Origin of the sequence: Azotobacter bryophylli (assembly GCF_042643485.1) — a bacterium.
GTDB classification, from domain to species: Bacteria; Pseudomonadota; Gammaproteobacteria; order Pseudomonadales; family Pseudomonadaceae; genus Azotobacter; species Azotobacter bryophylli.
Genome location: NZ_JBHRSJ010000016.1, coordinates 120,087 through 131,930, shown reverse-complemented (window position 1 = coordinate 131,930; position 11,844 = coordinate 120,087). Strand labels below are relative to the sequence as shown.

The window sequence follows — 11,844 nt, the reverse complement described above, 5'->3', positions numbered from 1 at the left end:
AAGGATGCGCCTTCTCATAGCTGGCAGAGCGGGCGGGACTCGAACCTGCGACCCCCGCATGGCAAGCCGATTTTAACCGGCTGAACTACCGCTCCGTTGCCCGATCAGGCATTCCTGATCTGGTAGGGCAAAGAAAAACGCTTAGTTGACAGCGTCTTTCAGAGCCTTGCCTGCTTTGAAACCTGGAATCTTGGCTGCTTCGATGCTGATCGGCTTGCCAGTCTGCGGGTTACGGCCAGTGCGAGCAGCACGCTCTTTAACAGCGAAAGTACCAAAACCAACCAGCACCACGGAATCACCAGCCTTGAGGGCGCCAGTGACGGATTCGATCACTGCGTCCAACGCGCGGCCAGCAACAGCTTTCGGGATATCAGCAGATGCTGCGATAGCATCAATCAATTCCGACTTGTTCACTCTAAGTCCCCTTATTTCTGTTGGGTTATTTCTTAATTCTGATGTAGGCAAAGCGGGTGCTGAAAGCCTGCCGAAACACAAAGAGCCGCTTTATATCAAGGGCTCGAAAAGTGTGTCAAGGAAGTAACCCGGTTAGTGTGTACTGATTCGCTCCTTGGAATCAGAATCACGCTTCTCATCTTTGGCGACAATCTCTGGAGCCGCATCGGGCAAGGACTCCGGCGCGTATTGCAGCGCAATTTGCAGGACCTCGTCAATCCATTTGACCGGTTTGATCTGAAGGTCTTGCTTAATGTTCTCCGGAATTTCCTTTAAATCCCTTACGTTCTCTTCCGGAATAATGACGGTTTTGATTCCCCCGCGATGTGCCGCCAGCAATTTCTCTTTTAATCCCCCGATTGCCAATACTTGACCGCGCAAAGTAATTTCACCCGTCATTGCAACGTCCGCACGAACCGGAATTTGCGTCAACGCCGAAACCAACGCAGTGCACATGCCCACACCCGCACTTGGACCGTCCTTTGGAGTGGCACCCTCAGGCATATGAATATGAATATCGCGCTTCTCATGAAAATCGGGAGCGATGCCAAGACTCTTGGCACGACTACGGACAACGGTGAGGGCCGCTGTAATGGACTCCGCCATTACATCGCCAAGAGATCCTGTCTTCGTCAGTTGGCCCTTTCCTGGAACAACCGCCGCCTCGATAGTCAGCAACTCGCCACCGACCTGAGTCCAAGCCAGCCCCGTTACTTGACCGATCTGGTCCTGCTGCTCAGCAAGACCGTAGCGGTATTTGCGAACACCGAGAAAATGCTCAAGGGAATCAACCGTCACTAGAACGTGAAAACGCTTCTCTTGGGAGTGTTCCTTGACTGCCTTGCGGCAAACCTTAGCAATCTGGCGCTCCAGACTACGCACACCCGCCTCGCGGGTGTAATAGCGGATCATGTCGCGAATCGCCGCCTCCTCGAACTCTAGCTCTCCTTTCTTCAACCCATTGGCCTGAGTCTGCTTAGGAGCGAGATACTTGACGGCAATATTGACCTTCTCATCCTCCGTATACCCAGGCAGACGGATCACTTCCATACGATCCAGCAACGGGGCCGGGATATTCATGGAGTTGGAGGTACAGATGAACATTACATCCGAGAGATCGTAGTCAACCTCCAGGTAGTGGTCATTGAAATTGTGGTTCTGCTCCGGATCCAGCACTTCGAGCAGCGCAGAAGCGGGATCACCCCGCATATCACTGCCCAGCTTGTCAATCTCATCAAGCAGGAACAAAGGATTACGCACGCCGACCTTGGTCATCTTTTGAATCAACCGCCCTGGCATGGAACCAATGTAGGTACGGCGATGACCACGAATCTCAGCCTCGTCTCGCACACCACCCAATGCCATGCGGACGAACTTGCGATTGGTTGCGCGAGCGATGGACTCAGCCAGTGACGTCTTACCCACCCCAGGCGGGCCAACCAAGCAAAGCACAGGCCCCTTGATCTTCTTAACCCGCTTCTGGACGGCTAGGTATTCAAGAATACGTTCCTTGACCTCCTCCAAGCCGTAATGGTCGGCATCCAAGATATCCTCAGCCCGGGCCAAGTCTAAGCGGACCTTGCTTTCTGCTTTCCATGGAACATTGACCAGCCAATCGATGTAAGAACGTACAACAGTGGCCTCAGCTGACATCGGAGACATCTGCTTGAGTTTGTTCAGTTCGGCATTAGCCTTGGCCAAGGCTTCCTTGGGAAGGCCAGCAGCTTCGATCCGCTGCTTCAGGTCATCAATTTCATTATGTCCTTCATCGATATCGCCGAGTTCCTTCTGAATAGCTTTCATTTGCTCATTCAGATAGTACTCACGCTGGCTGCGCTCCATCTGCTTCTTAACGCGGCCACGGATACGCTTCTCCACCTGAAGCAGATCGATTTCGGCATCCAATAGAGCCAGAACATGCTCGACCCTAGCAGTGAGATCGGTGATCTCCAGAATCTCTTGCTTCTGCTCGAGCTTCAGAGCCATGTGAGCAGCCATGGTATCGACCAAGCGAGCCGGATCATCAATGCTGTTCAGGGATGAAAGAACCTCACCAGGCACCTTCTTACCCAGCTGGACATACTGCTCGAACTGGCTCAATAGACTACGAACGAAGACCTCCCCTTCCCTCTCTGGCACGGCAGTCTCTTCGACCAGCGTCACATCGGCACGGCTATGCCCTTCGGCGTCGATGAAATGCTCGACAATCCCTCTCTGCTCACCTTCAACCAAAACCTTGACGGTACCATCAGGCAGCTTGAGTAATTGCAGCACAGTCGCCACGGTACCGACCCTATAGAGGGAGTCTTCCCAGGGATCATCGTCGGCCGGGTTTTTCTGAGCCAGCAAAAGGATACGCTTGTCGCTGCTCATGGCCACTTCCAGAGCTTCGATGGACTTCTCTCGCCCCACAAACAATGGAATCACCATGTGCGGATAGACGACGACATCGCGTAGCGGCAGAAGAGGAATCTCGTATCTGTTCATAATTTTTACTCTATGCGGCCTACGACCGTAACGGATGGGATGCTCCCTTGCCGTCTAAGATGGAGGCAGCTCTAGGAAAAAACAAGCATTACAGCAGAAATACAAAGGGGCCCGAAGGCCCCTTCATAAGTCAGGCGTCAGGTGCAGCCTTCGCAGGCGGCTCTGAATTTTCATAGATGAGCAAGGGCTTGGATGCCCCATCGATAACACTCTCGTCAATGACGACTTTACTGACGCCAGATTGAGAAGGAATGTCGTACATAGTGTCCAGAAGAATGCCTTCAAGGATCGAACGCAACCCACGAGCACCAGTCTTACGCTCCAATGCACGATGCGCGACCGCATGTAGAGCATCGACCCTAAATTCCAAGTCAACGCCTTCCATCTCGAACAGTTTGCCATACTGTTTGGTCAATGCATTCTTGGGCTCGGTTAGAATCTGAACTAGCGCAGCCTCATCCAATTCATCCAAGGTCGCTATGATTGGCAGACGGCCCACGAACTCAGGAATAAGACCAAACTTGACCAAGTCGTCCGGCTCGACCTGACGCAAAGCCTCACCGATTTTCTTACCCGGCTCCGAGCTACGCACCTCGGCCTTGAAGCCGATCCCACCCTTGGTCGAACGATTCTGGATCACCTTTTCCAAACCGGAAAAAGCTCCGCCGCAGATAAAAAGGATGTTTCGTGTATCGACTTGCAGGAATTCTTGCTGCGGATGCTTGCGTCCTCCCTGCGGAGGGACAGAAGCAACGGTTCCCTCGATCAGCTTCAACAGCGCCTGTTGCACACCCTCACCCGATACGTCACGAGTAATGGAGGGGTTGTCCGACTTACGGGAAATTTTGTCGATCTCGTCTATATAAACGATGCCCATTTGGGCCTTTTCGACATCGTAGTCGCACTTCTGTAGCAACTTTTGAATTATATTCTCAACGTCCTCACCAACGTAGCCAGCCTCAGTCAAGGTAGTAGCATCAGCGATGGTGAACGGCACGTTAAGCAAACGCGCCAGAGTTTCGGCGAGAAGCGTCTTGCCAGAGCCAGTAGGCCCGATCAAGAGAATATTGCTCTTGCCAAGCTCGACGTCGTCTTTACGCTCACGCTGATTCAGACGCTTGTAATGGTTATATACCGCTACAGCCAGAATCTTTTTGGCACGCTCCTGACCGATCACATACTGATCAAGAATAGTGCTGATTTCCTTAGGGGTTGGCAGTTTGTGGGCACTGCTCTCGGCCTGAGCTTCTTGCACTTCCTCACGGATAATGTCATTGCACAGGTCGACGCACTCGTCGCAGATAAAGACCGAGGGCCCTGCAATCAACTTACGCACTTCATGCTGGCTTTTGCCGCAGAAGGAGCAATAAAGCAGTTTGCCGTTGTCCTCGCCGTTGCGGGTGTCAGTCATTCGTTCGATCCAATCCGGTAGGCTTGCAACACAAGATGAAGGCAAATGCGGGTATTTTCAACCCCACGGGCGACCGCTTGCGCATGCCGCCCCTATCGACTGGGTCACTCGACCATCTGGCGCTGGGTGAGCACCTGATCAATAAGGCGGTACTTGACCGCCTCCTCACCGCTCATGAAATTGTCACGATCCGTGTCACGCGCGATTACATCAAGAGGCTGGCCAGTGTGATGAGCAAGCACTTTGTTCAGCCGTTCGCGAATGGTCAGGATTTCTCGGGCATGAATCTCGATATCGGATGCCTGACCCTGGAAGCCACCAAGCGGCTGATGAATCATCATACGGGAATGGGGCAGACAGAAACGCTTACCCGCCGCCCCACCGGCCAACAAAAGCGCCCCCATGCTGCAGGCCTGGCCGATACAGATGGTTGAAACATCAGGCTTGATGAATTGCATGGTGTCGTAGATAGACATGCCAGCCGTTACGGAACCGCCCGGCGAATTGATATAGAGATGGATATCCTTGTCCGGATTTTCGGCCTCAAGGAACAACAGCTGGGCCACGATCAGGTTGGCCATGTAGTCTTCGACCTGGCCGACCATAAAGATCACCCGCTCCTTCAACAGGCGGGAATAAATGTCATAGGCACGCTCACCGCGGGCAGACTGCTCGATCACCATCGGCACGAGGCCACCAGCAGCCTGAATTTCCGGCACTTGCATCAGAGGATTACGCTGCATGTCCTGATATCTCCCTAATGGTCAGGTCTATAAAGCGCATAAGCCAGCACGAAGGCTGGCTTATGGTTGTGCTCGAACGAGGGAAGGATCAGGCGGCTTGCTTAGCTTCCGCCGGCTTGACAGCTTCTTCGTAGGAGACCGCTTTGTCGGTTACGTTGGCCTTCTGGAGGACAGTATCTACAACTTGCTCCTCCAGCACAACTGAACGAACCTCGTTCAACTGCTGCTCGTTCTTGTAGTACCAAGAGATCACCTGTTCCGGCTCTTGATAGGCCGCAGCCATTTCTTCGATCAGACCACGGACACGCTGCTCGTCGGGCTTGATCTCAAACTGCTTGACCATCTCGGCAATGATCAGCCCCAGAACCACGCGGCGCTTAGCCTGCTCCTCGAAAAGCTCGGCAGGCAGCTGCTCCGGCTTGATGTTGCCGCCAAATTGCTGAACAGCCTGGACGCGCAGGCGATTCACTTCGCTCTCCACCAGCGCCTTCGGCACTTCAACCGGGTTGGCGGCGAGCAAACCGTCCATCACCTGATTCTTGATCTTGGCTTTGATCGCTTGGCGCAGCTCACGCTCCATGTTCTTACGAACCTCGGCGCGGAACGCTTCCAAGGTGGATTCATTGATACCGAACAGCGCGAAGAATTCCGCATTCAGCTCTGGCAGCTTAGCCTCGGCGACAGAGTTCACCGTTACAGCAAACTCCGCAGCCTTGCCAGCCAGATCCAGATTCTGATAGTCCTCGGGGAAGACCAGCGAAAGCACGCGCTCATCGCCAGCCTTGGCGCCAACCAGCCCCTCCTCGAAACCGGGGATCATGCGACCAGAACCCAATACGAGCAGAGTCCCTTTGGCAGATCCACCAGCAAAAGCCTCACCATCAATCTTGCCGACGAAATCGATGTTCAGTTGATCGTCGTTACGCGCCTTGCGCTCTACCTGCTCGTAACGGGTATTCTGCTTGCGCAGGATTTCCAGCATGTTGTCTACGTCGGCGTCAATCACCTCAGCTTGCAGGCGCTCGACAGCGATACTTTCCAAGCCGGTCACTTCGAATTCCGGATAAATCTCGAAGGTAGCGATGTATTCAAGATCCTTGCCCTTCTCGAACACCTTCGGCTCAACAGACGGAGCACCAGCCGGCTTCAGTTTCTGCTCGACTACGGCTTCATAGAAGGTAGCCTGAATGACGTCGCCAAGAGCCTCCTGACGAGCCGCATCCTCATAGCGCTGACGAATCACGCTCATCGGGACTTTACCCGGACGGAAACCCGGGATCTTGGCACGACGGGCGGTCTGCTCTAGACGCTTGTTGACTTCACTCTCGATGCGTTCAGCCGGCACGCCGATAGTCAGCCGACGCTCAAGAGCGGAGGTGCTTTCAACAGAAACTTGCATGGGTATTCCTCGTTGCACATACGTTAGCCGGCCGTAACGGCCCCGAATCAAGGGCATGCATTCTAGTGGGTCGATTGTGAGAAGTCACCCTAGAGAGCGCAGGCGGCAATCGGGAGGGATAAAAGATGGTGCGGATGAAGAGACTCGAACTCTTACGCCTTGCGGCGCTGGAACCTAAATCCAGTGTGTCTACCAATTCCACCACATCCGCGTGGCAAACCTTCAAACGAAAACGCCAGACCTAGGTGGCCTGGCGTTTTCTGGAATATGGGGTGGACGATGGGAATCGAACCCACGACACCAGGAGCCACAATCCTGTGCTCTACCAACTGAGCTACGCCCACCATATTTCATTGCTTGTGCCAGCCGCTCTTGGCGCGCCCGGCAGGACTCGAACCTGCGACCATCCGCTTAGAAGGCGGATGCTCTATCCAGCTGAGCTACGGGCGCTTATTCATTTGCATTCTGAGCAGAGCGCAAACTTTAAGCCTTATCAGAAGCTGATACTACCAGCTTCACATCCTGTAGCAGGCTGTGCTCGGCAAGCGGGGCGAATCTTAAAGAGACACCGACATCCCGTCAACAACTTTTTTAAACAAATCAGCAAGATGCGGATTCCGAAGGAATTTGCTCCCGCCATCGCCTTTGCCCACTATTCTTCACATGCGACAATGAGCACTCTTTTAACACTCCCATGGTTAAGCACGCGTCATGACCGCAAAACTGATCGACGGCAAAGCGATCGCCGCCAGCCTCCGCCAGGAGATCGCCCAACGTGTCGCCGAACGCCTCCAGCAGGGACTAAGAGCGCCCGGCCTGGCAGTAATCCTGGTGGGCAACGATCCGGCCTCCCAAGTGTACGTCGCACACAAGCGCAAGGATTGCGAAGAAGTAGGCTTCCAGTCCCATGCCTACGACCTGCCGGTCAATACGAGCCAGGATGATCTTCTGACCCTGATCGACAATCTCAACGAAGATCCGTCCATTGATGGAATCCTGGTGCAGCTACCATTGCCGAAGCATCTCGATGCCTCTCAGCTTTTAGAGCGCATCCGTCCCGACAAGGATGTCGATGGCTTCCATCCATACAATATAGGCCGTCTTGCCCAGCGCATTCCCCTGCTCCGCCCCTGCACCCCCAAAGGCATCATGACGCTGCTGGAAAGCACCGGTATCGACCTTCATGGACTGGACGCTGTCGTGGTTGGCGCCTCCAATATCGTCGGCCGCCCCATGGCGCTGGAGCTACTGCTTGCTGGCTGTACGACCACCGTGACCCACCGCTTCACCCGGGACCTCGAAGCCCATATCAGACGCGCCGACCTGGTAGTCGTCGCCACCGGAATCACCGGCTTGGTCAAGGGCGAGTGGATCAAGGAAGGCGCGATCGTCATAGATGTCGGCATCAATCGCCAGGCTAATGGCAAGCTGACCGGGGACGTCGTGTTCGAAACCGCCTACGAGCGTGCAGGCTGGATCACCCCCGTTCCCGGCGGTGTCGGCCCCATGACTCGCGCTTGCCTGCTGGAGAACACCCTGTACGCCGCCGAGCATTTGCACAAATAAGTCGAGCCCAAGATTCGGCGACACAAAAAAGGCACCACGAAGGTGCCTTTTTCCTACCCGGACCTCACTCAGCCTTTCTCAGTCCGCAAGACGCCAGGTAGTCCCGCCCTTGCCATCTTCCAGCACCACACCCATGCCAGTGAGCTGATCGCGGATGCGGTCGGATTCGGTCCAGTTCTTCTCAGCTCGCGCCTGCAGACGCGCGGCGATAAGTGCTTCCACCTCGGAGGCGTCGACCCTGCCTTCGGCACCGGCCTGCAGGAAGGCATCGGGATCGAGCTGCAGTACACCGAGCGCATCAGCCAGCTCCTTCAGACGCGCGGCCAGTGCGGCAGCAGCGCTCAGGTCGGTTTCGCGCAGGCGGTTAACCTCCCGAACCATCTCGAACAGCACAGCGCAGGCCTCCGGCGAGTTGAAGTCGTCGTCCATCGCCGCACCGAAGCGTGCAACGAACTCGTCACCGCCAGCCGCCTGGACGTCCGGCAGCCCCTTCAGGCCGTTGTAGAAGCGCTCCAACGCGGCCTTCGCTTCTCGCAGGCTGTCCTCGGAGTAGTTGATCGGGCTGCGATAGTGGCTGGACACCAACAGGTAGCGCACCACCTCCGGGTGATACTTCTCCAGCACCTCACGAATAGTGAAGAAGTTGCCAAGGCTCTTGGACATCTTCTCACCGTCGACACGCACCGCCCCTGCATGCATCCAGGTATTGGCGTAGAGCTTGCCGGTGGCCGCCTCGCTCTGGGCGATCTCATTCTCGTGGTGCGGAAACACCAGATCCGGACCGCCACCATGAATGTCGAAGGTCTCACCCAGGCAGCAGGTGGACATCACCGAGCACTCGATGTGCCAGCCCGGACGGCCGCTCCCCCAAGGCGATTCCCAACTTGGCTCGCCCGGCTTGGCGCCCTTCCACAGCACGAAGTCGAGAGGATCTTCCTTGGCCTCATCGACCTCGATGCGCGCGCCGATCTTCAGATCCTCGATCTTGCGCCGCGACAGCTTGCCATAGCCCTCGAACTTACCGACCCGGTAGTAGACGTCGCCGTTGCCCGGCGCGTAAGCGTAGCCCTTGTCGATCAGGGTCTGGATCATCCAGTGCATGCCGGCGATGTGATCGGTGGCACGCGGCTCTAGGTCCGGGCGCAGCACGTTGAGACGCGCCTCGTCCTCATGCATGGCGGCAATCATGCGAGCCGTCAAGGTATCGAAGCTCTCGCCGTTCTCGTTGGCACGCTTGATGATCTTGTCGTCGATGTCGGTGATATTACGCACGTAGGTCAGCTCATAGCCGCGATGGCGCAGCCAGCGGGCGACCACGTCGAACGCCACCATCACTCGCGCGTGACCGATATGGCAGAAGTCGTAGACGGTCATGCCGCACACGTACATGCGCACCTTGTTGCCTTCCAGCGGCTTGAACTCGTCCTTGCTCTTGGACAGGGTGCTGAAGATGGAAAGCGTCATTCACTGCCCCCAGGAGTCACGCAAGGTGACGGTGCGGTTGAACACCGGCGCACCCGGCTTGGAGTCCTTCAGATCGGCACAGAAGTAACCTTCACGCTCGAACTGGAAGCGCTCCGCAGGCGCCGCGTTGGCCAGCGACGGCTCCGCACGGCAACCCTTGAGCACCACCAGCGAATCCGGATTGATGTTATCGAGGAAACTACCGCCCTCTTCGGTTTTCTCCGGGTTGGCGACTCTGAACAGGCGGTCGTAGAGACGCACTTCGCATTCGACGCTCTCGGCGGCCGGCACCCAGTGGATCACACCCTTGACCTTGCGGCCTTCCGGGTTCTTTCCGAGGGTGTTCTCGTCGTAGGAACAGCGCAGCTCGACGATGTTACCGGCTTCGTCCTTCATCGCCTCGTCGGCGCGGATCACGTAACTGCCGCGTAGGCGCACTTCGCCGCCGGGGATCAGGCGCTTATAGCCGGCCGGAGGGACTTCTTCGAAATCGCTGGCATCGATGTAGATCTCGCGGGAGAACGGCAGCACGCGAACGCCCATGTCCTGCTTGGGATGGCGCGGCAACTCGAGGTTCTCGACTTGGCCTTCGGGATAGTTGGTGATCACCACCTTGAGCGGCTTGAGCACGCACATGGCACGCGCGGCGTTGGCGTCCAGATCCTCGCGAATGGCGAACTCCAGCATGCTGATGTCGACCACACCGCCAGCGCGGTTGACGCCGATCAGGTCGCAGAAGTGGCGGATCGATGCCGGGGTGTAGCCGCGGCGGCGGTAGCCGGAAAGGGTCGACATACGTGGGTCGTCCCAACCGTTGACATGCCCCTCGTCGACCAGCTGCTTGAGCTTGCGCTTACTGGTGATGGTGTAATTCAGGTTGAGGCGAGCGAACTCGTACTGGCGCGGCTTGCAGGGCACCGGCAGGTTGTCGAGAAACCACTCGTAGAGCGGACGGTGATCTTCGAACTCCAAGGTGCAGATCGAATGGGTCACGCCTTCGATGGCGTCAGACTGGCCGTGCGTGAAGTCGTAGCTCGGATAGATGCACCACTTGTCGCCGGTCTGATGGTGATGGGCGTGACGAATGCGGTACAGGATCGGATCACGCAGGTTCATGTTGGGGGACGCCATGTCGATCTTCGCACGCAACGCCTTGGCCCCATCCGGGAATTCACCGGCCTTCATGCGTGCGAACAGATCGAGGTTTTCCTCCACCGAGCGTTCGCGGTACGGGCTGTTCCTACCCGGCTCGGTCAGGCTTCCACGATACTCGCGCGCCTCGTCCGGCGACAGGTCGCAGACGTAGGCTTTGCCCGCCTCGATCAAATGCACGGCCCACTCGTAAAGCCGGTCGAAGTAGTTGGAGGCGTAGCGCTCCTCACCGGCCCAGCGGAAGCCCAGCCACTCTACGTCGCTCTTGATCGCATCGATGTACTCCTGATCCTCCTTGGCCGGGTTGGTGTCATCGAAGCGCAGGTTGCACTCGCCACCGAACTCCTCGGCCAGACCAAAGTTCAGGCAGATCGACTTGGCATGCCCGATGTGCAGGTAGCCGTTGGGCTCCGGGGGAAAGCGGGTGACGATCTTGGCGTGCTTGCCGCTCTCCAGGTCGGCCTGGACGATGGGACGGAGGAAATTCGCGGCGGCGGCGGAAGTCTCGGGCTTGCTCATGGGATCCTTGGACATGTCAGCGCCGGCCAGGGTAGGCCGGCCAATGCAAAGCGCTTATGATAGCGAACCCATCAAGCCCCCGACAGACACCCCGCTGCAACAACGCCAGGCGGTGCCTCCGAGGCCTTTACCACCCATCAAGTGGAAAATCCCCCATGATCAAGCTGCATACCAATCACGGCACTATCACCCTGCAACTATTCGCCGATAAAGCCCCGGAAACCGTGGCCAACTTCGAGGAATACGTGCGTAGTGGCCATTACGACAACACCATCTTCCACCGTGTCATCGGCAATTTCATGATCCAGGGCGGCGGCTTCGAGCCGGGCATGAAGCAGAAGTCCACCCGCGCGCCCATCAAGAACGAGGCCAACAACGGCCTGTCCAATGAGATCGGCACCATCGCCATGGCCCGCACCATGGACCCGCACTCGGCCAGCGCGCAGTTCTTCATCAACGTCGCCAACAACAGCATCCTGGATCACAGCGCACCGACCACCCAAGGCTGGGGCTATGCCGTGTTCGGCAAGGTGGTCGAAGGCATGGATGTGATCGACAAGATCAAGAATGTCGCCACGACCTCGCGCGCTGGCCACCAGGATGTACCGAAGGACGACGTAATCATCGAGAAGGCCGAGATCGTCGAATAA

Annotated in this window: 9 protein-coding genes and 3 tRNA genes; 2 read left to right on the top strand and 10 right to left on the bottom strand. The window is 56.7% G+C overall.

The window, feature by feature from the left end:
- Nucleotides 1-141: 141 nt before the first annotated feature.
- From hupB to ACFOJE_RS09125, 8 genes are all read right to left on the bottom strand, one after another.
- Nucleotides 142-414 carry a nucleoid-associated protein HU-beta gene (hupB, locus tag ACFOJE_RS09160; protein WP_028237830.1) on the bottom strand — a complete coding sequence of 91 codons (273 nt, stop codon included), beginning with the start codon at nucleotides 412-414 and terminating at the stop codon, nucleotides 142-144.
- A 132-nt stretch (nucleotides 415-546) separates the two neighbouring features.
- Complete coding sequence (gene lon, locus ACFOJE_RS09155; RefSeq protein ID WP_377814009.1) at nucleotides 547-2,940, bottom strand: endopeptidase La; 2,394 nt, start codon at nucleotides 2,938-2,940, stop codon at nucleotides 547-549.
- 130 nt (nucleotides 2,941-3,070) lie between these two features.
- Complete coding sequence (clpX, locus tag ACFOJE_RS09150) at nucleotides 3,071-4,351, bottom strand: ATP-dependent Clp protease ATP-binding subunit ClpX (RefSeq protein WP_377814008.1); 1,281 nt, start codon at nucleotides 4,349-4,351, stop codon at nucleotides 3,071-3,073.
- A gap of 104 nt (nucleotides 4,352-4,455) precedes the next feature.
- Entirely contained in the window at nucleotides 4,456-5,094 is a 639-nt protein-coding gene (gene clpP, locus ACFOJE_RS09145) for an ATP-dependent Clp endopeptidase proteolytic subunit ClpP (protein WP_377814007.1), read from the bottom strand.
- A gap of 88 nt (nucleotides 5,095-5,182) precedes the next feature.
- Nucleotides 5,183-6,493 (bottom strand): trigger factor, encoded by a 1,311-nt coding sequence (gene tig, locus ACFOJE_RS09140; protein WP_377814006.1) that lies wholly within the window; start codon nucleotides 6,491-6,493, stop codon nucleotides 5,183-5,185.
- 126 nt (nucleotides 6,494-6,619) lie between these two features.
- Nucleotides 6,620-6,704 (bottom strand) — tRNA-Leu (locus tag ACFOJE_RS09135).
- A 57-nt stretch (nucleotides 6,705-6,761) separates the two neighbouring features.
- Nucleotides 6,762-6,837, bottom strand: a tRNA-His gene (locus ACFOJE_RS09130).
- Nucleotides 6,838-6,866: 29 nt separating this feature from the next.
- Nucleotides 6,867-6,943: transfer RNA gene (locus ACFOJE_RS09125), tRNA-Arg, on the bottom strand.
- Nucleotides 6,944-7,204: 261 nt separating this feature from the next.
- Between ACFOJE_RS09125 and folD the strand changes: the two genes are divergently transcribed.
- Nucleotides 7,205-8,059, top strand: a complete 855-nt coding sequence (folD, locus tag ACFOJE_RS09120; protein WP_377814005.1) for a bifunctional methylenetetrahydrofolate dehydrogenase/methenyltetrahydrofolate cyclohydrolase FolD — start codon at nucleotides 7,205-7,207, stop codon at nucleotides 8,057-8,059.
- 78 nt (nucleotides 8,060-8,137) lie between these two features.
- Here the strand turns inward: folD and cysS are convergent, their stop codons facing one another.
- Together cysS and ACFOJE_RS09110 are read right to left on the bottom strand one after the other, a co-directional pair.
- The gene (gene cysS, locus ACFOJE_RS09115) at nucleotides 8,138-9,523 is read right to left on the bottom strand and encodes a cysteine--tRNA ligase (RefSeq protein WP_377814004.1); all 1,386 of its coding nucleotides are present in this window, start codon (nucleotides 9,521-9,523) and stop codon (nucleotides 8,138-8,140) included.
- On the bottom strand, nucleotides 9,524-11,194 hold the full coding sequence (locus ACFOJE_RS09110) for a glutamine--tRNA ligase/YqeY domain fusion protein (protein WP_377814135.1): 1,671 nt from the start codon (nucleotides 11,192-11,194) through the stop codon (nucleotides 9,524-9,526). It abuts the gene before it with no gap.
- Between the two features lie 155 nt (nucleotides 11,195-11,349).
- Here ACFOJE_RS09110 and ACFOJE_RS09105 point away from each other — a divergent pair, with 155 nt between their 5' ends.
- Nucleotides 11,350-11,844, top strand: coding sequence for a peptidylprolyl isomerase (locus ACFOJE_RS09105; protein WP_377814003.1), 495 nt, complete (start codon nucleotides 11,350-11,352; stop codon nucleotides 11,842-11,844).